Source organism: Aminobacter sp. GW821-FHT11F06 (assembly GCF_058808215.1).
The window spans coordinates 34,923-61,581 of record NZ_JBXARL010000006.1 but is presented as its reverse complement, the minus strand read 5'-3'; the positions used below and the strand labels follow the sequence as shown (position 1 = coordinate 61,581).

Sequence of the window (26,659 nt, the reverse complement as noted above, 5' to 3'; positions counted from 1 at the left end):
AACCGAGCGCGCGCTGAGTGCCAGCGCGGCGCCGGGGCGTCGTGGAGCGGGATGCGTATGCTTCGAATGCATGCTGGCATTGTGGTGCTTCCACCTGCTGGAAGGTCAAGTCACGATGTTGTCGCTGTCCACCGGGGTAAAGAATACGTCGGCATGAATGTCCAACGCCGGCACCCCGCGTGCGGCAAGCACTGTGCCTGCGGCATCGACCATGGCCGGCGGGCCGGCGACGTAAGCCTTTGCGCCAGCCAAGGTGAGATGATCCTCGGCCAGGGCATCCGAAACAAAGCCTTTGCGCCAGCCGGGGTCGCCACCTTGCGAAAGCACCGGCACGAAAGCCAGATTGGCAAACTGCCTTTCCAGCGCGTGAAACTGATCGACAAGGTAGAGGTCGCGCTCGGTGCGGGCACCGAAATAAAGATGGATCGGCGCATCGAAGCCGTCACGCAACGCTGTCTCGACGATCGACTTGATCGGCGCCAGACCGCTGCCGCCGGCAATGGCCACGATCGGTCCCGGATGCGCTTCGCGCAGATAGGCCGCACCTGCGGGGCCCTCGATTTGGACATTGTCGCCTGGCTTGAGCGCGGCATGGATATGGGCGCTTGTCTTCCCGCCGGGGATGGCCCGCACGTGCAGTTCGACAAGCTCCTCGTCGGGGCGATTGGCCATCGAATATTGCCGTGGCGGCGCGCCGGGAACGGTCAGGGTCAGATATTGCCCGGCGGCGAAGCGGAAGGCTGGGCGATCGGAAAGCCGCAGGCGCAGAGCGAGGATGTCGTGGGTCATGCGCTCGATGGCGGTAACCTCGGCGTCCTGGATGACAGCGGACCTGGCGACATAGGCTTCGTCCAGCCATTCGACGGTCACGTCAGTTGTCGGCACCGACCGGCAGGCGAGGATCTGGCCGCTGGCCCGATCTTCCTCGGTGAGGGCGAAAGGCGAGTGCTTGCCGAGTTCGACATCTCCACTGATCAGGCGCGATTTGCAGGAACCGCAGCGGCCGGAACGGCAGCCATGCGGATAGGCAACGCCGGCATGGATTGCTGCTTGCAGGATGGTCTGCTCGGCAGCAACGGGGATGCGGCGTCCGAGTTGGGGTAGGGTGAGATGGGGCATCGTCTTGCTCATGCGGCTCTGGTCAGGTCGATCAGGGCCTCGATTTCGGGGCGCTGCACGGCAAAGGTGCCGAAGAAAACATGCTTGCCGTCGATGATGGTGATGGGGGCCACGCGAACGCCGGTGCGACGCTTGGCCTCCTCGGCGATCTCGGGGTCGCGCAGGTCACGCTCGACGAAAGGTAGCTTCTGCGCGTTCAGCCAACGCTTGAGAGCGAGGCAATCCGGGCAGGTCGGCGTGGTGAATATCTCGATCCAGGGGGCGACTTTGGTCGACATGTGCCTAGCCTTTGAAATGAGGAGAGGGGCGGCCCGCCTGGATGGCGGGCCGGGGAAACGTCACGCCGCTTGCGCGAGTGCCGGGGTGCCTGATGTCGCCGTCGCCCGCACTGGCGCCTGGAAGCGCTTGAGCCGCATGGCGTTGCCGAGCACAAACACGCTCGACATCGCCATCGCACCGGCAGCCAGCATCGGTGACAACAGCGTGCCACTGACCGGATAGAGCACGCCCGCCGCAACCGGGATGAGCGCGGCATTGTAGGCGAAGGCCCAGAACAGGTTCTGGCGGATGTTGGCGATGGTCGCCTTCGACAGCGCGATCGCGTTGGTCACGCCGAGCAGGTCGCCCGACATCAGCACCACGTCGGCACTTTCGATGGCAACGTCGGTGCCCGTGCCGATCGCGATGCCGACATCGGCCTCGGCCAAAGCCGGTGCGTCGTTGATGCCGTCGCCGACGAAGGTCACGGCTCGACCGCCAGCGCGCAGGCGCTTGATCGCGTCGACCTTGCCGTCGGGCAGCACCTCGGCAACCACCTCGTCGATGCCAAGCTGGGCAGCGATGGCGTCGGCGGTGCGGCGGTTGTCGCCGGTGATCATCGCCACCTTGAGACCCATGTCGTGCAGGGCACGGATCGCCTGCGGCGTCGTCGGCTTGATCGGGTCGGACACCGCGATGATTGCGGCGAGCTTGCCGTCGATGGCCGCATAGAGCGGGGTCTTGGCCTTGTAGCCCATGCGGATAGCGGTCTCGGCGAACTCCTGCACGGAGATACCGAGCTTGGCCATGTAGCGGTCGGCACCGACATCGACGCGATGCTTGCCGACGCTGGCGCCGACACCGAAGCCGGGGATGGCTTCGAATGCGCTGGTTTCACCTGGTGCCAGGCCTTCTTCCTTCGCGGCAGCGACGATGGCCGACGCCACTGGATGCTCGGACTGGGCCTCCACGGTGGCGACCAGCGACAGGACCTTGGTGCGTTCAAAACCCCTTGCGACTTCGAGGTCGGTCATGACGGGCTTGCCTGCGGTCAGCGTGCCTGTCTTGTCGAGGGCCACGACCTGGGTTGCCTTGAGCAACTGCAGGGCTTCGCCATTGCGGAACAGCACGCCGAGTTCTGCGGCACGGCCGGTTCCGACCATGATCGAGGTCGGCGTGGCAAGGCCCATCGCACACGGGCAAGCAATGATCAGCACGGCGACCGCATTGACCAGCGCGAAGCTTATGGCCGGCTCGGGACCGAAGAACAGCCACACGGCAAAGGTCAGCGCGGCGGCAGCCATGACGGCGGGCACGAACCAGGAGGTGACCTTGTCGACCATCGCCTGGATCGGCAGCTTCGAGCCTTGCGCGGTTTCGACCATGCGGATGATCTGGGCCAGCAGCGTGTCGGCGCCGACCTTGGTGGCGCGGTAGGTGAAGCTGCCGGTCTTGTTGATGGTGCCGCCGACGACTTCGGCACCTTCGCCCTTGCTGACCGGAATTGGCTCGCCCGAGATCATGGATTCGTCGATGAAGGACGAGCCCGAAAGCACCATGCCATCGACCGGCACCTTGTCGCCCGGACGCACCTGGATGACGTCGCCGGCAGCGACATCTTCAAGCGCGACGTCGACGAACTCGCCATTGCGCTGGACGCGCGCCGACTTTGCCTGCAGGCCCATCAGCCGCTTGATCGCTTCGCTGGTGCGGCCCTTGGCCTTGGCCTCGAGCACGCGGCCAAGCAGGATCAGCGTGATGATGACCGCCGAGGCTTCGAAATAGACATTGGCTGTGCCAGCTGGCAGCACGCCTGATGCAAAGGTGGCGACCACCGAATAGGTCCAGGCGGCGGTCGAACCGAGCACGACAAGCGAGTTCATGTCGGGTGCCAGGCGCAGCAGAGCCGGCACGCCCTTCTTGTAGAAGCGCAGGCCTGGGCCGAACTGAACGATTGTCGCGAGCACGAAGTAGGCGATGTAAAGCGGCTGCTGGCCGACATTCATCAACAGCCAGTGGTGCATGGCGGGGATGGCGTGCGAGCCCATTTCGAGCACGAAGATCGGCAGCGTGAGTGTAGCTGCGATGGCGAAGTCGCGCTTGAGGTTGGAGAACTCGCGGTTGCGGGCGTCCTCACGGCTGTCGCCTTCCATGCCCGCCTCGTCGCTGCGGCGCGGCTCGTAGCCGGCCTTGCGGATGGCGGCGTCGATGGCGGCACGAGGGGCCGCACCGGCGAAGGTCTCGACGGTGGCGCGCTCGGTGGCGAGGTTGACCGTGGCAGTCTTCACGCCCGGTACGGCGGCGATTGCCAGCTCGACGCGGCGCACACAGGAAGCGCAGGTCATGCCTTCGATGTCGACTTCAATCTTCTCGACGGGCACGTCGTAGCCGGCACCGCGAATTGCAGCGATGATCCCGTCAGAATCGATGGCACCGCCGAAGGTGACGTCAGCGCTTTCCGTCGCGAGGTTGACGGCTGCCGCCGTCACGCCCGGCACCTTGGCGATGGCAATCTCGACACGGCGCACGCAGGAAGCGCAGGTCATGCCTTCGATAGGAAAGTTTTGCCGGATGGTCGCGGTCGCCAGGACCGGCAGGTTCAAGGGAGCATTCATGGTCATGGACCTCTATTTCATCGATTTCTAACCGAGGTCTAATGCTTCCAGTGTTGGGAAGGTCAACAGCTTTCTCGCATGTTTTTCATGTGGATCGTAACTGACTGAAAATATTTGATAATATGTCGCCATTCCGCATTCTGCGAATTTGCCGGCCAGGGCAAAGCTGCGGTAACAAATCCGTGATCGAAAACCGTTTGACCTTCTAGTTGCTGGAAGCACCACATTACAGACACGGCGCGTTGCCGGCCCGAAAGAGGATTTGAAATGCTGAAGATGAATGTTCCCGACATGACCTGCGGCCATTGCGCAGGCATGGTGACCAAGGCTGTGCAGAGCGTTGACGCTGGCGCGCGCATCGACATCGATCTGAAGTCGCAGACCATTTCCGTCCACACCAGCGCCGATGAGACCAAGGTTGTCCAGGCGCTCGACGCCGCCGGCTATCCAGCGCAGGCGGTCTGATCAGCCGAACTGGCCCAAGGGCGGTGCGCAAGGAGCAATCCCGGCGCGCCGCCCTTCTCGTTTAACTTGGCTGCCAAGAAGACAGGCCCGGTTGCGGAAGAGTTTCCGCTGCCACATGAGGCCTTGCAAATATGACGCGGCCTCCCGCTGCCTTCCTCCCCTAGTATTTCCGCGCCAAATCAAGCTATGATGCGGCTGGCCTTCCTCAGGGGATTGTGTCCCTCGGAATGCCGGGAGGAACAGAGGATGGCCATTGCGCTCGTACTCGTTCTGATTGTCGTCGGCTCGGTGCTCTTCCATGTGCTGAGCCCTTGGTGGTGGACGCCGATAGCCTCCAACTGGGGCTACATCGACAGCACTCTCGTCATGACTTTCTGGATCACCGGCGCTGTCTTTTCCGCCGTCGTGCTGTTCATGGCCTATTGCATCTTCCGCTTCCGCCACAAGGAAGGGCAGAAGGCGGCCTACGAACCGGAGAGCCGGAAACTCGAATCCTGGCTGACGGTCGTGACCGCTGTAGGCGTTGCGGCGATGCTGGCGCCCGGCCTGTTCGTGTGGGGCCAGTTCATCACTGTTCCGAAGGATGCGACCGAGGTCGAGGTCGTCGCCCAGCAATGGCAATGGAGCTTCCGCCTGCCCGGCGCCGACGGCAAACTCGGCACGTCGAATGCGCGGCTGATCACTGGCGACAATCCACTTGGCATCAACCCGGACGATCCCAACAGCAAGGACGATGTCGTTGTCCAGGCTGCCGACCTGCATCTGCCGATCGACAAGCCGGTCAAGATGGTGCTGCGCTCGATCGATGTGCTGCACGATTTCTACGTGCCGGAGTTCCGCGCCAAGATGGACATGGTGCCGGGCATGATCACCTATTTCTGGTTCACCCCGACGCGGACGGGAACCTTTGAGGTGCTGTGCGCCGAGCTATGCGGCGTCGGCCATGCCTTCATGCGCGGCACCGTTCTGGTCGACTCCGAACAGGACTATCAAACCTGGCTGCAACAGCAGTCGACCTTCGCGCAGCTGTCGCAGCCGGCGAAGGTGGGCGCGCTTACCGCGCCGGCAACGAACAAGGCGAAGGTGCAATAGAGCAGCATTTGGCGAGCGGCCGTATGGCGGTCTCGCCAGCGAAAACAGGAACGACGAACGCGAAGAGCTGTACCGATGGTCGATGTCACGCCTCATGGAGCAGACTTCATCCCTCCCGCCGAAGTGGCGGAGGCCGAGCTTTACCATCCGCACAGCTGGTGGACGCGATACGTCTTTTCGCAGGACGCCAAGGTCATCGCCATCCAGTATGCCGGCACGGCGATCGGCATCGGGCTCGTGGCGCTCGTGCTGTCCTGGCTGATGCGGCTGAAGCTCGCCTTCCCCGACACATTCTCCTTCATCACGCCCGACGCCTACTACCAGTTCATGACCATGCACGGCATGATCATGGTCATCTACCTGCTCACCGCATTGTTCCTCGGCGGCTTCGGCAACTACCTGATCCCGCTGATGGTCGGCGCGCGCGACATGGTGTTTCCCTATGTCAACATGCTGAGCTACTGGATCTACCTGCTGGCCGTTCTGGTGCTGGTCGGCAGCTTCTTTGCCCCGGGCGGGCCGACGGGGGCCGGGTGGACGCTCTATCCGCCGCAAGCGATCCTGTCGGGCACGCCGGGCGGGCAGGATTGGGGCATCATCCTGATGCTCGTATCGCTGATCCTGTTCATCATCGGCTTCACCATGGGCGGGCTGAACTATGTGGTGACCGTGCTGCAGGGGCGCACGCGCGGCATGACGCTGATGCGCCTGCCGCTGACGGTGTGGGGTATCTTCACCGCAACCGTCATGGCGTTGCTGGCTTTCCCGGCACTGTTCGTCGCCTGCGTGATGATGCTGTTCGACCGCGTCATCGGCTCGAGCTTCTTCATGCCGGCGATCGTCGAGATGGGCGAGCAACTGCCGCATAATGGCGGCAGCCCGATCATGTTCCAGCACCTGTTCTGGTTCTTCGGCCACCCCGAGGTCTACATCGTCGCGCTGCCTGCCTTCGGCATCGTCTCCGACCTGATCAGCACGCATGCGCGCAAGAACATCTTCGGCTACCGCATGATGGTCTGGGCGATCATCGGCATCGGCGCGCTCTCCTTCGTGGTCTGGGCGCACCATATGTATGTCTCGGGCATGCACCCGTATTTCGGCTTCTTCTTCGCCACCACCACGCTGATCATCGCCGTTCCCACCGCGCTTAAAGTCTATAATTGGGTGCTGACGCTATGGCGTGGCGACATTCACCTGACGATCCCGATGCTGTTTGCGCTGGCTTTCATCGTCACCTTCGTCAATGGCGGGCTGACCGGCCTGTTCCTCGGCAATGTGGTGGTCGACGTGCCGCTGTCGGACACGATGTTCGTGGTTGCCCATTTCCACATGGTGATGGGCGTGGCGCCGATCATGGTCGTCTTCGGCGCAATCTATCACTGGTACCCCAAGATCACTGGCCGGATGCTCAATGAGTGGCTCGGCCGCTTCCACTTCTGGGTCACCTTCGTCGGCGCTTATCTGATCTTCTTCCCGATGCATTATGTCGGGCTGGTCGGCGTCCCCCGGCGCTATCCCGAACTCGGCGACACCGCCTTCATCCCGCCGTCGGTGCATACGCTCAACGAGTTCATCACCATCGCGGCCCTCACCGTCGGCTTTGCCCAGATGGTGTTCCTGTTCAATCTCATCTGGAGCATCCGTCACGGCAAGGACGCCGGCGACAATCCATGGCGGGCAACGACGCTGGAATGGCAGACCGCCGGCACCCCGCCGCCGCATGGCAATTTCGGCAAGGAACTGCCTGTTGTCTACCGCTGGGCCTATGACTATTCGGTGCCCGGCGCGCCGGAGGACTTCATCCCGCAGAACGATCCCGGCCCGCTGACGCGAGGTGGACCGGCATGAGCGCTATCCTGATCTTCCTCGCCTTGATCACCGGTATCGCCACTTGGTGGCTGGCGCGGCAGCGGCTGATGTCCAAGCCGTGGCTGGAAGCGGGGCCGGTCAACGCCTTTCCCCAGACTGAAGCGCCGCTCATGCATCCGGCAAAGATCGGGCTCGGTGTGTTCCTTGCGGTCGTCGGCACGCTGTTTGCGCTGTTCATCAGCGCCTACTTCATGCGCATGGTCTATGACGACTGGCAGGCGCCGCCGATGCCACGGCTCTTGTGGCTCAATACCGGCATGCTGGTGCTGGCAAGCGTAGCCCTCCAATGCGCGGTGGTGGCCGCTCATAAGGGCCAGTTCGACAATCTCAGGCTGGCCTTGACGGCCGGCGCGCTGACTTCGGTGGCGTTCCTGGGCGGGCAGTTGCTGGCGTGGCGGGATTTGGCTGCGGCGGGCTATTTCGCGACTGAAAACCCGGCCGTAAGCTTCTTTTACCTGATCACCGCGATGCATGGGCTGCACGTCATCGGCGGCCTGATAGCGCTCGGCAGGACCAATGTGCGGGTGTGGCGGGGTGACAGATCGCCGAAGCTCGTGCTGTCGACCGAGCTGTGCGCGATGTACTGGCACGTGCTGCTGATCGTGTGGCTGGTGCTGTTTGCCGTGCTGATGGGCTGGGCCGCCGACTTCATCGACATCTGCCGCCGGTTGCTGACCTAGGAGGGAAAGCGGATGGCCGAAACCACGCTGGGACATGCCGATCACACCGCGCCGCGACCGCCGGGCCTGCGCGGCATCGTCGCCGACGTGTCGTCCGACCAGAGGGCGTTCAAGAACGTCTCCTGGGGGAAGGCCATGATGTGGATCTTCCTGCTCAGCGACACCTTCGTCTTCGGATGTTTCCTGCTGTCTTACATGACCGCGCGCATGTCGACTGTCGTGCCATGGCCGAACCCGAGCGAGGTGTTTGCGCTGCATCTGTTCGGCCGCGACGTTCCGCTGATCCTGATCGCGATCATGACCTTCGTTTTGATCTCGTCTTCCGGCACGATGGCGATGGCTGTCAATTTCGGCTACCGCCGCGACCGCAAGAAGACGGCGATCCTGATGCTGATGACCGCGGCCCTTGGCGCGACCTTCGTTGGCATGCAGGCGTTCGAATGGACCAAGCTGATCACCGAGGGCGTACGGCCGTGGGGCAACCCGTGGGGCGCGGCACAGTTCGGCTCATCCTTCTTCATGATCACCGGCTTCCACGGCACCCACGTGACGATCGGGGTGATCTTCCTATTGATCGTCGCGCGCAAGGTGTGGCGCGGCGACTACGAGACCGGCGCGCGCGGTTTCTTCACCAGCAGGCGGGGCCAGTATGAGAGCGTCGAGATCATGGGGCTCTACTGGCACTTCGTCGATCTGGTGTGGGTGTTCATCTTCGCGTTCTTCTATCTTTGGTGAGGTGGAGCGATGGTACAGGTCGAAGCGCAGGATCACGGGCTGCATGGGCATGTCGCTCCCGCCCATACGGTGGCGCATGCCGAGGGCCAGCAGCATCCGATCAAGCTCTATCTCGTGGTCTGGGGATGGCTGTTCATCCTCAGCGCCTGCTCCTATGCGGTCGATTATTTCGCCCTGCAGGGCTACCTCAGATGGGGCCTGATCCTGACTTTCATGATACTCAAGGCAGGCCTGATCGTTGCCGTGTTCATGCACATGGCCTGGGAGCGGCTGACGCTTGCTTATGCGATCATCGTTCCGCCGCTGCTGATCCTCGTCTTCGTCGGCATCATGGTGATGGAGTCGCGCCATACCGAAATCACGCGCGTGCTTTCCTTTGGCTCCGGGCAATAGGATTGCAGCGCCTTTCGGCAAGGGAGTTCGCGTTCTTCGTTGACAGGAAAAATGATGGGAGGAGAATGTTCGATCTCGTTCTCCGATGCGTCACCACCTCCAACAGAAGGGCGCCCACGATGACGATCGCAAGGAAACTTCAGGACTACCTAGCCGGCAAGGGCATCCACTACGATACCGTTGCCCATCACCGAACGTCGACCAGCAGCCAGACGGCGCAGGCGGCCCATGTTCCAGGCCGCAGGCTCGCCAAATCGGTGCTGCTCCACCATGAAATGGGCTACGCCCTGGCGGTGGTTCCAAGCAGCCACCGGGTCGAGCTCAATACGCTGCAGGACGTCATCGACAAGCGTCTCGGATTGGCATCCGAAGACGAAGTCGGCCAGCTGTTCAACGACTGCGACATCGGCGCCGTGCCGCCGGTGGGGGCAGCCTACAACGTGCCGGTCATCCTCGACGAAAGCTTCGGCGCGGAAGGCGATGTCTATTTCGAGGCTGGCGACCACAAGACGCTGGTGCATGTCACGGGCGGCGACTTCCGCAACCTGCTTCAAGGTGCGCGCGTCGCCCGCTTCAGCCATCCGGCGTGAAACATGCGTCCGCCCCATAACAGGGGCGGATGCCGTTCTTGGGTTTATGGGAGAGCCGACGGCTGAATGCCGCCGGCGGCAACGAAGTCAGGTCGTGCGCTTGCGCGATTTTTTGACGGGGGCGGGCGCCGGCTCGATCAGCTTGCGGTAGAGGTGCCAGGTCGAGTGGCCAAGCACCGGCAGGACGACCGCCAAACCAACGAGCAGCGGTATCGACCCGACAACGAGGGCTGCGGCCACGATCAGGCCCCAGAGCAGCATCGGCACTGGATTGGCCATGATCGCGCGCGCCGAGGTCTCGACCGCCGCATAGGCGCCGATGTCGCGATCGAGCAGCAGCGGGAAGGCGATGACCGTGGTGCTGAGCGCGACGAGGGCGAACAGGAAGCCGATCAGATTGCCGAGGACGACCAGGGTCCAGCCACGCTGGGTTGTCAGCACGTCGTTGGCGAAGCCGGTGAAAGTTGCCGGTACAGTGTCGCCATAGAGCCAGGCGTAAAGCGCATGCGCGGTCAAAAGCCAGGCCACGAACAGCACCATGAGCATGATGCCGAGGGCGGCGATGGCCGGCATGGCGGGCGATTGCCTGACCTCGAAGGCGTGTTTCCACGAGGTGTCGAGATTTTTCTCGCGCCTGCGGCTGATTTCATAGAGGCCGATTGCCGCGAATGGGCCAAGCAGCGCAAAGCCGGTCACCAGCGGATAGATCAGCTGGAGCGCGTTGCCGCCGGATGTCCAGGTGATGAGGAACACGCCAACGACAGGATAGATCAGGCACAAGAAGACATAGTGCGAGGGTTTGTCCCAAAAATCCTCAAATCCCCGTCGGAGCGCGTCAAAGACGTCCGAGACGCCAATTCGACGTATGGCGGGATGTTCGACGTTGCTGCCAGTGCCTGCTGCGTAGACGTGGAAATTTGCCATGAACCATTCCTCCGGGATCGGGTCCGGTTCGGGTCGCGGCTCGCGGTGCTGCCGTCCAGCGTGTCTGGTCACGCGAAACCGCGACCTGCACCGTGTGGGATGATAGCAATCATCGTGGCACTTGTCGCCCCTACAGCGCAGAGCGTCCCTTTTAACGCGCGGCTGTAGTACCTCGAATACGTCCTTGAGATGCGCTGGCTCCAGAAGCTGCAACGCAATGGCGCATGGCGCGTTTGCCAGCGCAGCGCTAGTATCGTTTGCGTCGACGGGAAGCGCCGGCCAGAGTGAGGAGATAGCCATGAGACTGACCGCATGGGGCGCACATGCCCTTCTTGCAGCTTCGGTTCTAGCCACCAATCCGGTTCATGCGGCAGGTGATGCGGCCGCCGGCAAAAAGGTCTTCACCAAGTGCATGGCCTGCCATGAGGCGGCGACCGAAAAGGACAAGGTCGGCCCATCGCTGCATGGTGTCATCGGCCGCACGGCAGGTACGCTGCCAAGCTTCCAGGCCAAATATTCGGACGCGATGAAAAAGGCAGGCGCTGGCGGTCTGGTCTGGGACGAGGCCAATATCGCCGCCTACATGAAGGCGCCGAAAGACAAGGTGCCCGGCAACAAGATGGCTTTTCCCGGCCTCAAGGACGACGCCGACATCGCCAATGTGATCGCCTATATCGAAGACGTGTCGAAGTAGCGAAGCGGCGCCCGCCGCGACCATCTTTCATCGGATTGGATGATTGCCTGCCCGGTCGCGATGCGCGACCGGAGCGCCTTTGTATTCCGACACAGCGTGTCCGTGGATCAGTGCATCGCGCGAGCCGCAATTGCGCGTGCTCCCACACTTCCTGCCCCGGCAGGGTATGCGGGTCGCCGTGAAAATTTCATCTTGCTAACGTTGTATGAAGTCTGTATCGATTGGTCATACTGCATGCATTTGTTTTAATTCACTTAGCTATTGTTGCCTTCCCTTGGAGGGGAAAAATTGCGGCCTGCTTGGGGGGCTGGGCAGCCGCATTATTTCTTTTGGCGATTTTCTTCCTCAGTCCGGCGCGTCAAAATCGGGTGTAACAGCCGCGATATTGTAGGCTTCGAGCCGCGCCGTCGGCGCTTCCGCTGCATCAAAACTCAGGATCGTTGCCGTACCCGGTGTCACCGGCACCACGCGTGAAGGCGGCAGACCCAAAAAGGCGTGGCAGGCCGCGCGGATGACGCCGCCATGGACGATGGCCAGCGTGTCGCCATTGCACGTCCTCAGGCAGTCCCTCAATCCTTCGACGATCCGGGCGCAGAAATCCGCCCATGGCTCGCCCCTGTCGGGCGTGAAGGTGCCGGCGCGCCAGGCCAGATATTCGTGCGGCCGTTCCGCCTCGAGCTCGTGCTTGATGCGACCGGTCCAGTTGCCCATGTCGATCTCGCGCAGGCGCGGGTCGAGCGGGGCGTCGCCATAGCCGAGCAGCTGTGCCGTCTGGCGCGTGCGGCCAAGGTCGGAGACGACAACCTGATCAGGCGCCATGGCCCTGGCGAAGGTGGCGAAACGCTCGATCTGCCTGATGCCACGCGGCGACAGCGGCGCATTGTCGTGGCCCTGGAGCCTGTGTTCGGCATTCCAGGTGGTCTCGCCATGGCGCACCATTACCAATCTCATCAGCTAATCCTTTCACCAGTCATTGCAAAAACCGCGCTCGGCTCGCCCAGGAAGCTGAGGCGTATCTGATCGCCGATCGCGGCCCGGAAATATCCATCGGCCATGGCGGTAAGCCGCCGCCCGCCCGAAAAGGCCGTCACCATGGTGCGCCCGGCGATGGGGGCCGCCTCCTCGAAACGTGCCGTGATTGCGGGGCGGCCCGGCACCTCGCCAACCATCAGATCGTGAGCGCGGTAGAGAAGCTGGACATCGTCCCGCGCTTGGGCCCGACTGGCGTCGGCCAGGCGTAGCCCTTCATAAATGAGGCCGTCTGCGTTCTTCTTGACCTCGATCAGGTTGGCCGGCGGCGTGCCGAGGAAGGTGGCAACGAAGGTGGTGCGCGGGTTTTCCAGAAGCTCCAGCGGTGCGCCGAACTGCTCGACCTTGCCGTTGTTGAGCACAGCGACGTGGCTTGCCATGGTCATCGCCTCGACCTGGTCGTGCGTGACGTAGACGGAGGTTGCGCCGGTGGCGCGGTGGATACGCATCAGTTCGCTGCGCATTTCGATACGCAGCTTGGCGTCGAGATTGGAGAGCGGCTCGTCGAACAACAGGATACTCGGCTTGGGGCCGATGGTACGGGCGATCGCCACGCGCTGCTGCTGGCCGCCAGATATCTCGGCGGGATAGCGCTCCTTGAGCGCGGAGATGCCGAGCAGCCCCAGCACTTCGTCGACGCGGGCGGTGCGGTCTGCCTTGCTCCATTTTGCGACCTTGAGCGGCCACTCGATGTTGCCGGCAACCGTCATGTGCGGCCACAGCGCATAGCTTTGGAAGACGAGCCCCGCGTCGCGGGCGCCCGCATCGGCCACCAGGCCGCGGGCGCCGTCCGAGACGGTGCGACCCATGAAGGCCATTTCGCCGTCGCTCGGCGTCTCAAGTCCCGCCAGCATGCGGAGAAGCGTGGACTTGCCGCAGCCCGACGGACCTACCAGCACCAGGAACGCGCCCTGAGGTACCGAGATGTCGACATTGTCGACGGCGGTGAAGCTGCCGAAGCGTTTGGTGATGTTGCGGATCGCGATTGCCGGGGCGGATGTGGAATTTGTCTTGCTCATGCGGATTTCCACTTCTGGACGCGGTTCTGCAGGCGGTGCGCCAAAAGCGTGGCGACGACGCAAAGGACAAGGATCACCATGGTGATGGCGTTGGCGAATTGCATGAAGCCTTCGGCGGCATAGCGGTAGGCGAGCATGCTGAGGACCGGCGAGGTCGAGGTGAAGAGCAGCACCACCAGCGACAGGTCGCGCACGATCTTGACGAAGACCAGCAGCGCGCCGGCGAGCAGGCCGCGAATGGCGAGCGGCATGATGATCGCGCCCATGCGGCGGAAGAAGCCGGCGCCGGTGAGGCGCGCGCTTTCTTCGATGTCGGCCGAGATCTGGCCGAGCACCGAGCGGCCCGACTGCACGGCGTAAGGCAACAAGTGTGCGGTAGCCGCGAGCACCAGGAGCAGGAAGGTGCCATAGAGTGACGGTAGCGGCCCGATCGGCGCGCCGAACAGCGCGATATAGGCGGCGGCGAAGGCGATGCTCGGGATGAGGATCGGGGTGAACGACACCTGTCCGAGCAGGGTTGCCAGGACCGTGCCCTTGTTGCGGGCGATGGTGTGGGCAAGAGCCAGGCCGAGCGCCATGGTGGTCAGCGCCACAGTGACCGCGAGCTTGAGCGTCGTCCACAAAGCCTCGATCAGCACGGGGTTGCGGAAGATGCCTGCCTGGCCCTGGGCCATGTCGGTGCCGCCTTCGCCGATCCAGAAATGCGTCGTCCAGTTGGAGAAAAGCGAGCCGTTCTGCAGCGCGAAGCTGGAAGCCGTGAGGATCAGCGCCGGCAGGAAGGTGGTGAGCAGGCAAAGCACGACGGCTACGCCAAACAGCGGCCAGCGCCATCTGCCGAGCGGAAAGCGCTTGGTGCGGCCACCCTTGCCGGTGACGGTGACGAAGTTCTTGCGGCCGGCGACGAGGCGTTCGCCGAGCCACAGGAATGAGGCGGAGACGATGATCAGCAGCAGGGCTATGACGAAGCCACGCTCGGTCTGGCCGGTCTCGATCATGCCGAACAGGCGGGTCGACAATGTCTGCATGCGGACCGGCAGGCCGAGCAGGGCAGGGGCGGCGAAATTGGAAACCGCACCGGCGAATGTCAATGAAGCCGCGGCGACCAGCGCGGGCGTTACGACCGGCAAGATGATGCCAAAGAAGATGCGCGCGCGTTTCGCACCCGCCACCTGGGCTGCTTCGACGAGATCGGCGCCGATGGAGCTCAAGGCAGCTGATATGATGGTGAAGGCGAGCGAGTAGTAGTGTGCGATGAGCACGACCAGCGTTGGCACCAGGCCCCAGGCGAGCCAGTCCGGCACGATGTAGCCATTGGCTTCGAAAAAGCCGACCGAGCCGCCAAGCCTGCTGTTGCGGAACAGCGCGCCCCAGGCAAGTGCTGCGGCAAAGCTCGGGATCATGAAGGGCATGGTGGCGAGCAGGCCGAGGGTCCTGGGCGCGGGCACGTCGGTGAGCATCACCAGCCAGGCGAGGAAGCCGCCCATCAAGACGCAGCCGGCAGCGACGCCGACACCGAGAAGCACGGTGTTCCACAGCGGGCGCCACCACAGGTTTTCGGACATCTTCGAGGCCAGCACGGCCTGCCAGGCGTCGCGGCCTTCGACGGTTAGCGTGGACAGGACGATCTTGACCAGCGGCGCGATGACAAGGACGGAAACGATCAGGATCAAGACAATGGGCACGAGCGTTTCGGAGCGCAAAAAGCCTCTCCTCGACAACACGGATGTTGCGACGGCGGACATGACGATCTTTCTCACGGGATAAGAGAGTGGGCGGTCTGTCGCTTCCGCTAGGCGATGCGGCAGGCCGACGGTGCGGAGCGGCGCCTCCCCTCGAGGCGCCGCTCCGTCCGCAGTTATTGCAGCGTGAGAACCAGGTCGGCGATGCGTTTGCGCGCGGCCGCCGTCTTGACCGGATCGATGCGCCAGGCCTTGAGGTCCTTCAGCGGCACCGAATCCGCATTGTCCTTGACGGTGGGGCGCACGGCGTAGTCCCCGGCGACGTTGAACGGCTCGAAGGCCGGGCCGCCGGTGGCCGAATTGTCGCCCATCATGAAGTCGATCAGCAGGCGTGCTGCGGCCGGGCTTGGTGCCTTGTCGACAAGCGCCAGTACGGCAGGGAACAGGATGCCGTTTGTCGGCTCGACGTCGTTGGCAACCTGCAGCGCCCAGCCTTCCTTTTCATTGTCGCGGCGATCGGAATAGGTGGCGAAACCGACGGGCGGGTTAGCCGAGGACTTGTCGCCAATGGCCTTGTTGATGACGTCGGAATTGGGCACCAGCACCAGATCATTGGCGAACAGGTCGTGGATGAACTGCTCGCCCGCGCCTTGCAGATCGCTGTCGACTGATATCGGCTTGCCGAACTGCGCCTCGTAGGCCTTGGCCATCTCGTCGGGCCTGAGCGAGAATTCGACCAGCAGGTCGAGCAGTTCGCCGCGCTGCATCGGGTCGACCATCAGGACGCGACCTTTCCATTCGGGCGTGGTCAGCTGCCAGAGGTTCTTGATCGGGGCGCCATTGGGATTGGCGGCTTCGTTGTACATCAGCACCTTGGTCGACAGGCGCTGGGTCAACAGCGGGGTCTTGTATTCGTCGGCGAGCTCGCCGGCGACGCGTGGCGGCACGTAAGGAACGACGCGGTTGGTCTTGACCAGGTCCTCATAGACCACCGGTGTGTCGGCGATGTAGAGCACGTCGACAGCGTTGACGCCGGCTGTCTGCTCGGCGACGACACGCGCGATCTGCTTGACCGAGCTCATGTCGATGCCGACCAGGTCGATGCCGGGATAGGCATCCTCAAAGGCCTTTTCGACCTTGGCAATGCGGCTTGAGAGCGAAAAGACCGTGACCTTGCCTTCCTTTTGCGCGAGCGGCAGCAATTCAGCCGTGCTCATCGCGTCGAGTTCGGCGGCACTGGCTGCCAGAGGCAGCAGGGCGACGGCGGCGAAAAGTGTCAGTTTCATCGACTTGAGCATGTTTTCCCTCCCAGGTTTCTCAATCGAATTCGTCGAACAGGCCCGACAGGCGCTCGAGCGCTCCCATGACGCGGCTCTGGTGCCGGCCGGCAATGGTCAGCAGGATCGCGTTGACGATGGCGAACGGCACAGTCGGGGTCTGGAACTCGCTGCCCGAGCGGCCACGCGGTGCTGCCAGCACCAGATCGGCCTCGGGTTGCATCATCGTGCCTGCAAGGTCGGTGACCAGGACGGCCTTGGCGCCTTGAGCGTGGCAATGCTCGATCAGCGGAGCGTAGCTAGTGGGCTGCTTGCGGAAGGCGAGCGCCAACACCAGATCGCCCTTTTGCATGCCAACCACGCGCTCGGCGATGTCGCGGCCACGGCCTTCAAGCACGATGGTTGTCATGCCGAAGCGGTCGAGGCGCCGGCGCAGGAACTGGGTGATCGACTGGGCGTGGCCTTGGCCGAACAGGAAGATACGCTCAGCGCCGACGATCATGTCGGCGGCGCGATTGATGCTCTCCTGTGAAACGGCGAGGCGGAGGTGCTCAAGCGCTGCGATCTCGCTGCCGATCAGGTCGAGCAGGAAGTCACCATGCTCGACCTTGGCGACGGAGCGGCGCATGCGTTCGGCGGCGTCCTGGCTTTCGACAAGTTCGCGCTGCAGCTGCGAGCGCAGTTCGGGATAACCCTTGAAACCGAGTTTTTGGGCTAGCCGGGTTGTCGCGGCTTCATGGACGCTGGCGCGTTCGGCGAGTCGTGCGCTTGAGAGAAACGCGGCTTCGGCGGCGTTTTCAAGAAGTGCTGAGACGAGTCGCTGATCGGCCTCGGTGAGGCGGGTCGAATGGCTCTTGATGCGATCCAGCAATGTCATGATCTTGCACTCATGTTGCATTTGACTCATAAGATGCAAGATATCTTGCAGTCAAGTGCAAACGTGTGCAAGATCAGGTTTTCTATCTTGCAGACGGTGTGGGGCAGAATGAAAAAGGCGCCCGCGAGGGGCGCCTTGGTTTCAGTCAGGGCACGCGTGCAATCGCACCCGAAAATCTCACTTGTATTTCATGTAGCCGACGAAGCCGGTGATCTTCCAGCGCTCGCCGGCCTTGCGGCAGAAATAGAGTGTCTGCCAGTTGAGTATGTCGTCGCTGCCGTCGGCGCGCTTGATGGTGCCGTCGAATTTCTTGTGCGCCACAGCGACATCGCCCGTGATGTCGATCTCAGTCAGCCGTGTCGCGCGGTGGATGCCTTGGGACAACGGCTCGGCATAGGCGGTCGCAGCCGACTCGGCAGCCTGGCGCAGCCATTCGTCGCGATAGATGGAAAGGGTGGGGAAAGCCGCATCCCAGTCGTCGGCATTGGCCGAGTTGTGCGCGTGGATGCCGAGGAAGCGATGTTCATCGAAATCGCCTGAAACCATGGTCCAATCCTGGGTCACGAAGGCTTCGATGTCGCGGCGCACCAGCATCTCCCAGATGGCGGCGCGGTCGGCATCATTGAGGAACGGATTTTCAGCAATTGTCATGTCAGTCACCTAGAGGCAGCCTGGGGTCGTCGACCTTCAGCGTGTTGAGGCTTTGCTTGATGCGACGCAGACCTTCGAGAACCTTGGTTTCGCGGGTCTCGGCGGTGGCTGTTGCGATCATGTCGAGGATGGCAAGCAGGGCGAAGCGCGACGACGTCGGCTTGTAGATGTTGCCGTCTTCGATCAACTGGAACGGGATCACAGTGTCGGCGACCTTGGCGAGTGCCGAACCGGAGGCGGTGATCGCCACCGTGCGGGCGCCATATTGCCGGGCGACCTGGACGGCATCGACAACCGAGCGTGCATGGCCCGAAACGGAAAAGGCAACGACAGTGGTCTCGGGCGTTGCGACCGCCGCATACATGCGCTGCAGCTGGCCGTCGACCTGGGCAACGACTGACAGGCCGAGACGGAACAGGCGGTTTTGCATCTCGGTCGCCATCATCGAGGAGATGCCCCCGGAACCGAGGCAAAGAATGTTCTGTGACGCCGACAGCCGCTCGGCGACAGCAATCAGCGTTGCCATGTCGAGATTGTCGGAGGCGCGCTGGATCGCGGCGATGGCCGCTTCGGTGACGGCCAAGGCGACGCGCTGCTCGCGGATGTCGCGGTTGAGCGGCTCGGGCTTGAGATACTGGCCGCCGATGGCGATGGCCTGTGCCAGGAAGAACTTGAAGTCGCGCACGCCGTCGCAGCCGAGGTTGCGGCAGAAGCGCGTCACCGTCGGTTCGCTGACGCCTGCGCGGGCGGCGATCTCCGAGATGGCGGCCTTGGATGCGAAGTCGAGATCCGACAGCACCAGGCTCGCCAGGCGTCGGTCGGACTTGGACCCGTCCTGCGCTGCGACCTGAAGCCGGGTGATAATGTCGGCGATGTTGCTCATACGGGCAGGCCGGTCGCCTTGTCGAAAAGGTGGATGTTTTTTGGCTCGGCGGTGACCGGCAGCGTATCGCCCGGCCGCACCGATACGCGGTCGCGGAACACCGCGCGCACCTGTTCGCCGCCGATCGAGCCGTAGATATGCGTTTCAGAGCCGGTCGGCTCGATGACGTCGACCTTGAGCTGCAAGCCGTTGGCGCCGCCGTTGATGATGAAATGCTCCGGGCGGATGCCGGCCTCGACAGGTCCTGTGAAAGACGAAGACCTGCCGCCGTTCAACGACAGTTTCTCGCCTGTAGCCGTCTCGAAATGCGCGCCCGATGCCGAGCTGCCAAGGCTGCCCGAGACAAAGCTCATCGACGGCGAGCCGATGAAGCTCGCGACGAACTTGGTCGCCGGCCTGTCATAGAGTTCGAGCGGAGCGCCCACCTGCAAGATCTTTCCCTGGTTCATGACAACGATGCGATCGGCCATGGTCATGGCCTCGATTTGGTCGTGTGTCACGTAAACCACCGTCGATTTCAAGCGCTGATGCAGCGCCTTGATCTCGGTGCGCATCTGTACGCGCAATTGCGCGTCGAGATTGCTGAGCGGTTCGTCGAACAGGAACACCTTGGGCTCGCGCACGATGGCGCGGCCCATGGCGACACGCTGGCGCTGGCCGCCGGAAAGCTGGCGCGGATAGCGGTCGAGATAGTCGTGAAGGTTGAGGATCGCGGCGGCGTTTTTGACCTTCTCTTCAACAGCGGCTGACGACTCGCCGCGAATCCTCGGGCCAAAGCCGATATTCTCGGATGCGGTGAGATGCGGAAACAGCGCATAGGACTGGAACACCATGGCGATGTTGCGCTTCTGCGGCGGCAGGTCGTTGGCGCGTGTGCCGCCGATCAAAAGGTCGCCATTGCTGATTGGTTCGAGCCCGGCCAGCATGCGCAAGAGCGTGGACTTGCCGCAGCCGGAGGGGCCGACAAGCACGACGAACTCGCCGCTTTCGATGTCGAGATTGATGTCTTCGAGCACCTTGTGCTGGCCGAAGGACTTGGAGAGGTTGCGGAAGGCAACGCCGGTCATGTCTTCACGCTCCCAGAATGTCGTCGATGAAAGGCAGGCAGCCTGCGGTCAGCCCGGCGTCGACCGGCAGCACGGCACCGGTGATGCCCGACGCCCGGTCGGAAGCGAGGAAGGCCACTGCCTCGGATACCTCGCGCGTGTCGACGATGCGGCCGAGCGGGTAGAGCCGCTGCAGCTTGCCGAGGATGGCCGAATCCTTGGCGAGGCGGTGATCCCAGGCAGGCGTACGGATCGAGCCGGGGCAAACGACGTTCGCGCGGATGCCCTGGCGGCCATGCTCGACGGCGATGGCGCGGGCGAGGGCGTTGATGCCCGCCTTGGCAGCGGCATAGGCCGGATTGCCCAGATGCGACAGCGCGTTGATCGAGGAGATGAAGACGAATGCGCCGGAACCGCGCACGACCATGTGCTTGAGCAGGGCGTTGGTGAAGGCGGCGACGCCGGTCAGATTGAGGTCGATCTCGGTTTCGATGCACGCCTGGGTCAGCGCTGGCATGGTCTCGGCGCGTGTCCAGCCGGCATTGTTGACGACAATGTCGGGCACGCCGTCAGCTTCGACAAGCGCTTGCACCGCAGGTTCGATACTCGTCCTGTCCAGCAGGTCGAAGGCGCGACGCGCGGCGAGATCGAGCCCTGACATGGCCGCGATTGTCTGGTCGCAGCCGATGACGCGGGCACCGCGTGCGGCAAAAATTGCGACCAGCGCACGCCCGAGGCCGCCGCCGGCACCGGTGATCAATACGGATTTCCCGTTGAATTCGCTGTCTTGCATTGCCGGCAGGCTCCCAAGCGATCTCAGCCGCTTTCCACCTTCAGGACTATGGTTGAAAATGTAATTTAGCAACAGAAAAATTTGGCTTGAAATAGCGCAATTGCCGGATAGTGTAAGAAAGTCACTTAATCAAATGGCGTGCGAAAGCGCCGAGGAACGGGCGTTGACCCGTGGGAGCAAGGGAACACCGACATGGCGATTGCAAAGTGGAAGACAGGCCTTCTGGCCGGACTGAGCGTGCTGGCGATGGCAGCGCACGCGGATGCCGGCGAAGTGCGGGTGACGGTTGCCGAGTACAGCTCAAAGACCGGCCCCTATTTCCAGGAGGTGAAAAAGGCATTCGAGGCGGCCAATCCGGGCATCGAGGTCAAGTTCGAGATCGTTCCGTGGGACGTGCTGCTGCAGAAGCTGACCACCGACATCACCGCCGGCACCAATGCCGATCTGTCGATCATCGGCACGCGCTGGATGATCGATTTTGTCCAGCAGGGCATCGCCGAGCCGCTCGACGGCTACATCACCGACGATTTCAAGGGCCGCTTCATCGATACCTTCCTGTCGCCATCGGTCATGAACGGCAAGACCTATGGCCTGCCGATCGCGGCTTCCGCGCGCGCCATGTATTACAACAAGGATCTGCTCGCAAAGGCAGGCGTCGCCAACCCGCCGGCGACCTGGGCCGAGCTCAAGGATGCCGCCGCCAAGATCAAGGCGCTGGGCGGCGAGAACTACGGTTTTGGTCTGCAGGGCAAGGAGATCGAGACCGACGTCTACTATTATTACGGCATGTGGTCGCAAGGTTCTGAAATCCTCAACAAGGACGGCACGTCGGGCCTCGACAGCCCCGGCGCCATCGAAGCGGCCAAGCTCTACAAGTCGATGATCGACGAGGGGCTGACCCAGCCGGGCGTCACCTCCTACGCGCGTGAAGACGTCCAGAACCTGTTCAAGCAGGGCAAGGTCGGCATGATGATCACGGCTCCCTTCCTGTCCAACCAGATCAAGGAAGAAGCGCCGAACCTGAAATACGGCGTCGCCGCCATTCCAGCCGGCCCGACCGGCGCGCGCGGCACTTACGGTGTCACCGACTCGATCGTCATGTTCTCCAATTCGAAGAACAAGGACGAGGCATGGAAGCTGCTCGACTTCCTGTTCCAGACCGACTGGCGCGCCAAGTTCACGCAAGGCGAAGGCTTCCTTCCGGTGAACAAGGAAGAGGCCAAGATGGACTATTACGTCAACAATGCCGACCTGGCTGCGTTCACCGCCCTGTTGCCCGACGCGCGTTTTGCGCCGGTCATTCCAGGCTGGGAAGAGGTCGCGCAGATCACCTCGGATGCGATCCAGAAGGTCTATCTCGGTGAAGGCGATCCCGAAGCCATCCTCAAGGAAGCAGCGGCCAAGGCCAACGGCATCCTGAAGAAGTAACTTCGCCTGCTTCGAACGGCGGCGCGTCCAGGCTCAGGATGCGCCGCCGGTTCCCATCTTGCGCACTTCGCCAAGGCTCCCATGCACAACCGCGCACTGTCATATCTGCTGACGCTGCCAAGCCTGATCCTGGCAGCGGTGGTGATCTTCTGGCCGGTCCTCGACCTGATCCAGATCGCGACGCATGACGTCAGCCGCTTCGGCCAGCTGCGCGATTTCAGCGGGGCGGAGAACTTTTGGGCCTTGCTGGCCGATCCGGATTTCCTGCGCGCGGTGCTCCGCACCGGCGTGTGGACCGCTGCCGTCGTCGGCGGGGCGCTGTTGGTGTCGATCCCGGTGGCGATCATCCTGAACACGGATTTTTACGGCCGCTCGGTGGCGCGCGTCATCGTCATGCTGCCCTGGGCGGTGTCGCTGACCATGACGGCAATCGTCTGGCGCTGGGCGCTGAACGGCGAAAGCGGCATGCTCAACTCGGCTCTGCGCGGGTTCGGCCTGATCGACCAGAACATCCAGTGGCTGGCGAGTGCCGCGACCGCCTTTCCGATGCAGATCATGATCGGCATCCTGGTCACGGTACCGTTCACCACCACCATCTTTTTGGGCGGGCTGTCGTCGATCCCCGACGATCTCTACGAGGCGGCGGCACTTGAAGGTGCTGGACCCATACAGCAGTTCAGGCGCATCACATTCCCGTTGCTCAAGCCCTTCGTCAACATCGCCATCGTGCTCAACACGATCTACGTCTTCAACTCGTTCCCGATCATCTGGGTGATGACGCAGGGCGGGCCGGCGAACTCGACCGACATCCTGGTCACCTATCTCTACAAGCTCGCCTTCCGCATCGGCAAACTGGGCGAGGCCTCGGCGGTGTCGTTGGTCATGCTGGCGATCCTGCTTGTCTTCACCGCCATCTACATCAGGCTCGCCATGCGGGGAGAACGGGCATGATATCAGCCAAGATCAAGCGCACCATCATCGCCTGGGGGCTGCTCCTGCCGCTGGTCGTGGTCACGCTGTTTCCCTTCGCGGTGATGTTTTTGACCGCTGTCAAGCCGGCACAGGAAGTGCTGACGCCGAACTGGTGGCCGAGCGAATTCCGCTGGAGCAATTTTTCGGAGATGTGGGCGGCAGCGGGCTTCGGCCGGGCATTGTTCAATTCGCTGCATGTGTCGCTAATCGCGACCATCGGCGCCCTCATCGTCTCGATCCCGGCGGCCTATGCCATGTCGCGCTTCCGCTTCGCCGGCCATGGCGCGTTCCGTCAGTTCCTCCTTATCTCGCAGATGATCTCGCCGATCGTGCTGGTGCTCGGCCTGTTTCGCCTCCTTGCTTCATTTGGCCTGGTCGAAAGCCTCAACGCCGTCGGCGGCGTCTACATGGCTTTCAACATCGCCTTCACCGTGTGGATGCTGCAAAGCTATTTCGACACCATTCCGCGCGACCTTGAAGAGGCCTCATGGATGGAGGGCGGCAGCCGCTGGCTCACGCTACGCAAGGTGTTTCTGCCGCTGTGCGTGCCGGCGATCGCGGTGACGGCGATCTTCACCTTCATCAATGCGTGGAACGAATTCGTTGTCGCGCTGACCATGCTGCGCAGCCAGGAAAGCTACACGTTGCCGATCCAGGTGTTTTCGCTGGTTGCCGGCCGCTACACCGTCGAGTGGCACTATGTCATGGCAGCGACGCTGCTCGCCACCGTACCGGTCGCCATCCTGTTCGTCTGGCTCCAGCGCTATCTCGTCCGTGGGCTTGCGCTCGGAGCGGTCAAATGAATGGAGCAGGGCAACAGGCCTGCGCAGCACAACCATAAAGAAACGAACTGACCATGCGCATCTTCACCGCCTCGCTGGCGACCGAAACCAATACGTTCTCGCCGGTGCCGACCGACCGCGCTTCGTTTGAGATGGCGTTTTATGCCGGGCCCGGCCAGCATCCCGATACGCCGACGCTGTGCTCGTCGCCCATGGTCGTGCTGCGCAAGCGGGCAGCAGCCGAGGGGCTGACTGTTATCGAGGGCACCGCCACCTGGGCAGAGCCGGGCGGGCTGCTGCAGCGCAAGACCTTCGAGGCGCTGCGCGACGAGATCCTTGGCCAGCTCCGCGCCGCCCTGCCGGTCGACGCCGTGATCCTGGGCCTGCATGGCGCCATGGTGGCCCAGGGCTATGACGACTGCGAAGGCGATCTGCTGGCGCGTGTCCGCGAGATCGTCGGGCCGGACGTCGTGATCGCTTGCGAGTTCGATCCGCACAGCCATCTCACGCCGAAACGTGTCGAGGCCTGCAATGTTCTCGCGGCCTTCCTCGAATTCCCGCACACCGATTTCTACGAGCGCGGCGCGCATGTGGTCGAGCTCGGACTTGCCGCCGCAAGAGGCGAGATCGAGCCAGTCATCTCGACCTTCGACTGCCGCATGATCGCGGTGCTGCCGACAAGCCGCGAGCCGATGCGCTCCTTCGTCGACCGCATCAAGGCGATGCAGGGCAGGGACGGCATATTGTCGATCTCGGTGATCCACGGCTTCATGGCGGCGGATGTGCCCGAGATGGGCACGCGCATCGTTGTCGTCACCGACAACGACAAGGTGAAGGGTGATGCGCTGGCCGAGCGGCTCGGCATGGAGCTTTATGCCATGCGCGAAAAGACAGCGATGGACATGATGAACACTGATGATGGCATCGACCGGGCGCTTGCCGCGCGCAAGGCCAATCCGGCCAGGCCCGCCGTCATTGCCGACGTCTGGGACAATCCCGGTGGCGGGGTCGCTGGCGACGGCACGTTTGTCCTGCGCAGGATGCTGGAGCGAGGGATCGAGAAGGTCGGCGTCGCAACCATCTGGGATCCGATCGCCGTGACCTTCTGTCATGCGGCTGGCGAAGGGGCTGTCATCGACCTGCGCTTCGGCGGCAAGGCCGGGCCTCAGGCCGGCGAGCCAATCGACGCCCAGATTCAGGTGCTGAAGGTCGCCGACGAGGGCTGGCAGAGTTTTGGGCCAAGCCGCGTGACGCTCGGGCCAACCGCATTGGTCCGCATTGTGGGCACGGAGGTCGACATCATCCTCAACACCAACCGGACGCAGACCTTCGAGCCCGATATTTTTTCCAATCTTGGCATCGACTTGGCGAGCAAGGACATGCTGCTCATCAAGTCGACCAATCATTTCTATGCCGGCTTCGCGCCGGTGGCAGCCGAGATCATCTATGTCGACGCGCCGAGCTCATATCCGAGCAACCCGCGCGTGACCAACTACACCAAGCTCACGCGCCCGGTCTGGCCGCGCGTCAGCGATCCCTGGGCGTAAGAGGCGAGGCCTCGCCATTTGCCTGTCAGGTCGCGGGCCGGAACGGTTTGGCCAGCGATGCCGGGAAATGCAGCGCCAGCATCTGGCGGTTCTGCGAGATGACCAGAACAATGATCGTTGCGAGATAGGGCAGGGCCGAGAGCAGTTCGGAGGGAACGGCGATGCCGAGCGCCTGGCCCTGCAGCTGCAGGATGGTCATGCCGCCGAACAGCCAGGCACCGAGCAGCACGCGCAGCGGCCGCCAGGTGGCGAAGACGACCAGCGCCAGCGAGATCCAGCCCTTGCCGGCGGTCATGTTCTCGACCCATGTCTGGGTGTAGGCGACCGAAAGATAGGCACCGGCAAGACCGGCCATCAGCCCGCCGAACAGCACGGCGAGATAGCGGATCCGGATCACCGGGTAGCCGATGGCATGGGCTGTTTCGGGCGACTCGCCGATGGTGCGCAGCACCAGCCCGCCCTTGGTGCGATACAGGAACCAGCTGACGACGAAGAACATGACAATAGCGAAGTAGACCATCGGGTCGAAGCGGAACAACATCGGCCCGACCACCGAAAGGTCGGACAGGTAGGGAATGTTCATCCTCTTGAGCCCGTCGATGGGGGCCGAGCCGAAGTCGCGACCTAGGAATGCCGCAACGCCGGAGCCGGAAATGGCCAGCGCCAGGCCCGTGGCAACTTGGTTGGTCCGGAAGGTCAGTGCCAGCACACCGAACAAAAGCGAAGCCGCGGCTCCGCCAAGGGCGCCAGCGGCAATCGCGACCGACATCGGCAGCCCGCCGATTGCAGCCCAGAAGGCGAAGGCCGCGCCCATCAGCATCATGCCTTCGATGCCGAGATTGAGAACGCCTGATTTTTCGACGACAAGTTCGCCCAAAGCGGCAAAGATGAGTGGGGTCGCGGCAATGATGGTGCCGGTGAAAATGGCGATGAACAAGTCCATCATGCATGCTCCGGAATACGGCGAAGCCGGTCGAAAATGAAAAGTCAGCGGCAGGAAAAAACAGCAATATGCCCTGGAAGATGCGGGTGAGCGCAGCCACAGGCCAGGATTTATTTGCACTGCTTCGCCGCCCAAGAAAAGCTGCGACATCAACAATCCACCGAGCACGATGCCGAAGGCGTTGAGGCGGCCGATGGCATCATGTGTCCGAGAAGGCAGTATCCCCAGACAGGACTATCCGGCGTTGGCGTGATCATGCGAACCGCGTCAAGGGCCATGGTGTCATGTCGGGTGTTCCA

26 protein-coding genes are annotated in these 26,659 nt (G+C 62.8%); 12 read left to right on the top strand and 14 right to left on the bottom strand.

Features of this window, described 5'->3' with window-relative positions; translation table 11 throughout:
* Positions 1-105 precede the first annotated feature (105 nt).
* From AC1RTB_RS15680 to AC1RTB_RS15670, 3 genes are read right to left on the bottom strand one after another with little or no spacing between them, the layout of a single operon-like run.
* Positions 106-1,119: a 2Fe-2S iron-sulfur cluster-binding protein gene (locus AC1RTB_RS15680; RefSeq protein ID WP_492943830.1), complete on the bottom strand. Its 1,014-nt coding sequence runs from the start codon at positions 1,117-1,119 to the stop codon at positions 106-108.
* A gap of 8 nt (positions 1,120-1,127) precedes the next feature.
* Positions 1,128-1,397: a glutaredoxin family protein gene (locus tag AC1RTB_RS15675; protein ID WP_492879891.1), complete on the bottom strand. Its 270-nt coding sequence runs from the start codon at positions 1,395-1,397 to the stop codon at positions 1,128-1,130.
* Between the two features lie 60 nt (positions 1,398-1,457).
* Positions 1,458-3,992 (bottom strand): heavy metal translocating P-type ATPase, encoded by a 2,535-nt coding sequence (locus AC1RTB_RS15670; protein WP_492879951.1) that lies wholly within the window; start codon positions 3,990-3,992, stop codon positions 1,458-1,460.
* Between the two features lie 267 nt (positions 3,993-4,259).
* Between AC1RTB_RS15670 and AC1RTB_RS15665 the strand changes: the two genes are divergently transcribed.
* From AC1RTB_RS15665 to AC1RTB_RS15635, 7 genes are all read left to right on the top strand, one after another.
* Positions 4,260-4,457 carry a heavy-metal-associated domain-containing protein gene (locus tag AC1RTB_RS15665; protein ID WP_492879892.1) on the top strand — a complete coding sequence of 66 codons (198 nt, stop codon included), beginning with the start codon at positions 4,260-4,262 and terminating at the stop codon, positions 4,455-4,457.
* Positions 4,458-4,703: 246 nt separating this feature from the next.
* The gene (coxB, locus tag AC1RTB_RS15660; RefSeq protein ID WP_492879893.1) at positions 4,704-5,549 is read left to right on the top strand and encodes a cytochrome c oxidase subunit II; all 846 of its coding nucleotides are present in this window, start codon (positions 4,704-4,706) and stop codon (positions 5,547-5,549) included.
* Positions 5,550-5,624: 75 nt separating this feature from the next.
* Complete coding sequence (locus AC1RTB_RS15655; RefSeq protein ID WP_492879894.1) at positions 5,625-7,397, top strand: cbb3-type cytochrome c oxidase subunit I; 1,773 nt, start codon at positions 5,625-5,627, stop codon at positions 7,395-7,397.
* Positions 7,394-8,098, top strand: coding sequence for a cytochrome c oxidase subunit 3 (locus AC1RTB_RS15650; protein WP_492879895.1), 705 nt, complete (start codon positions 7,394-7,396; stop codon positions 8,096-8,098). The genes AC1RTB_RS15655 and AC1RTB_RS15650 overlap by 4 nt, the downstream gene beginning before the upstream one ends.
* Positions 8,099-8,110: 12 nt before the next feature.
* Complete coding sequence (locus AC1RTB_RS15645; protein ID WP_492879896.1) at positions 8,111-8,833, top strand: heme-copper oxidase subunit III family protein; 723 nt, start codon at positions 8,111-8,113, stop codon at positions 8,831-8,833.
* A 9-nt stretch (positions 8,834-8,842) separates the two neighbouring features.
* Entirely contained in the window at positions 8,843-9,226 is a 384-nt protein-coding gene (locus AC1RTB_RS15640) for a cytochrome C oxidase subunit IV family protein (protein ID WP_492879897.1), read from the top strand.
* Positions 9,227-9,345: 119 nt separating this feature from the next.
* A complete protein-coding gene (locus AC1RTB_RS15635) occupies positions 9,346-9,816 on the top strand; it encodes an aminoacyl-tRNA deacylase (RefSeq protein ID WP_492879898.1) in 471 nt (156 codons plus the stop codon).
* A gap of 87 nt (positions 9,817-9,903) precedes the next feature.
* Here AC1RTB_RS15635 and AC1RTB_RS15630 read toward each other — a convergent pair whose 3' ends face one another.
* Positions 9,904-10,740 (bottom strand): DUF2189 domain-containing protein, encoded by an 837-nt coding sequence (locus tag AC1RTB_RS15630; protein WP_492879899.1) that lies wholly within the window; start codon positions 10,738-10,740, stop codon positions 9,904-9,906.
* 298 nt (positions 10,741-11,038) lie between these two features.
* On the opposite strand from AC1RTB_RS15630, the gene AC1RTB_RS15625 reads away from it, so the two are divergent.
* Positions 11,039-11,434: a c-type cytochrome gene (locus AC1RTB_RS15625; RefSeq protein ID WP_492879900.1), complete on the top strand. Its 396-nt coding sequence runs from the start codon at positions 11,039-11,041 to the stop codon at positions 11,432-11,434.
* Positions 11,435-11,779: 345 nt separating this feature from the next.
* Here AC1RTB_RS15625 and AC1RTB_RS15620 read toward each other — a convergent pair whose 3' ends face one another.
* From AC1RTB_RS15620 to AC1RTB_RS15580, 9 genes are all read right to left on the bottom strand, one after another.
* Positions 11,780-12,385 (bottom strand): histidine phosphatase family protein, encoded by a 606-nt coding sequence (locus AC1RTB_RS15620; protein ID WP_492879901.1) that lies wholly within the window; start codon positions 12,383-12,385, stop codon positions 11,780-11,782.
* Complete coding sequence (locus tag AC1RTB_RS15615; protein ID WP_492879902.1) at positions 12,385-13,482, bottom strand: ABC transporter ATP-binding protein; 1,098 nt, start codon at positions 13,480-13,482, stop codon at positions 12,385-12,387. Before AC1RTB_RS15615 ends, AC1RTB_RS15620 begins: the two co-directional genes overlap by 1 nt.
* Positions 13,479-15,224: an ABC transporter permease gene (locus AC1RTB_RS15610; RefSeq protein ID WP_492879903.1), complete on the bottom strand. Its 1,746-nt coding sequence runs from the start codon at positions 15,222-15,224 to the stop codon at positions 13,479-13,481. The genes AC1RTB_RS15615 and AC1RTB_RS15610 overlap by 4 nt, the downstream gene beginning before the upstream one ends.
* Before the next feature lie 113 nt (positions 15,225-15,337).
* Positions 15,338-16,447 carry an ABC transporter substrate-binding protein gene (locus AC1RTB_RS15605; RefSeq protein ID WP_492879952.1) on the bottom strand — a complete coding sequence of 370 codons (1,110 nt, stop codon included), beginning with the start codon at positions 16,445-16,447 and terminating at the stop codon, positions 15,338-15,340.
* 31 nt (positions 16,448-16,478) lie between these two features.
* Entirely contained in the window at positions 16,479-17,315 is an 837-nt protein-coding gene (locus tag AC1RTB_RS15600) for a MurR/RpiR family transcriptional regulator (RefSeq protein WP_492879904.1), read from the bottom strand.
* Between the two features lie 177 nt (positions 17,316-17,492).
* The gene (locus AC1RTB_RS15595) at positions 17,493-17,966 is read right to left on the bottom strand and encodes a hypothetical protein (RefSeq protein ID WP_492879905.1); all 474 of its coding nucleotides are present in this window, start codon (positions 17,964-17,966) and stop codon (positions 17,493-17,495) included.
* A 1-nt stretch (position 17,967) separates the two neighbouring features.
* The gene (locus AC1RTB_RS15590; RefSeq protein WP_492879906.1) at positions 17,968-18,849 is read right to left on the bottom strand and encodes a MurR/RpiR family transcriptional regulator; all 882 of its coding nucleotides are present in this window, start codon (positions 18,847-18,849) and stop codon (positions 17,968-17,970) included.
* Entirely contained in the window at positions 18,846-19,916 is a 1,071-nt protein-coding gene (locus AC1RTB_RS15585; protein WP_492879907.1) for an ABC transporter ATP-binding protein, read from the bottom strand. Before AC1RTB_RS15585 ends, AC1RTB_RS15590 begins: the two co-directional genes overlap by 4 nt.
* Positions 19,917-19,920: 4 nt before the next feature.
* A complete protein-coding gene (locus tag AC1RTB_RS15580) occupies positions 19,921-20,688 on the bottom strand; it encodes an SDR family oxidoreductase (protein ID WP_492879908.1) in 768 nt (255 codons plus the stop codon).
* 192 nt (positions 20,689-20,880) lie between these two features.
* On the opposite strand from AC1RTB_RS15580, the gene AC1RTB_RS15575 reads away from it, so the two are divergent.
* From AC1RTB_RS15575 to AC1RTB_RS15560, 4 genes are all read left to right on the top strand, one after another.
* On the top strand, positions 20,881-22,116 hold the full coding sequence (locus AC1RTB_RS15575) for an ABC transporter substrate-binding protein (protein ID WP_492879909.1): 1,236 nt from the start codon (positions 20,881-20,883) through the stop codon (positions 22,114-22,116).
* An 81-nt stretch (positions 22,117-22,197) separates the two neighbouring features.
* Positions 22,198-23,067, top strand: coding sequence for a carbohydrate ABC transporter permease (locus AC1RTB_RS15570; protein ID WP_492879910.1), 870 nt, complete (start codon positions 22,198-22,200; stop codon positions 23,065-23,067).
* Entirely contained in the window at positions 23,064-23,891 is an 828-nt protein-coding gene (locus AC1RTB_RS15565) for a carbohydrate ABC transporter permease (RefSeq protein WP_492879911.1), read from the top strand. Before AC1RTB_RS15570 ends, AC1RTB_RS15565 begins: the two co-directional genes overlap by 4 nt.
* A 53-nt stretch (positions 23,892-23,944) precedes the next feature.
* Entirely contained in the window at positions 23,945-25,417 is a 1,473-nt protein-coding gene (locus tag AC1RTB_RS15560; RefSeq protein ID WP_492879912.1) for a M81 family metallopeptidase, read from the top strand.
* Between the two features lie 25 nt (positions 25,418-25,442).
* Here AC1RTB_RS15560 and AC1RTB_RS15555 read toward each other — a convergent pair whose 3' ends face one another.
* Positions 25,443-26,360 (bottom strand): ABC transporter permease, encoded by a 918-nt coding sequence (locus tag AC1RTB_RS15555; RefSeq protein WP_492879953.1) that lies wholly within the window; start codon positions 26,358-26,360, stop codon positions 25,443-25,445.
* Between the last annotated feature and the right edge of the window lie 299 nt (positions 26,361-26,659).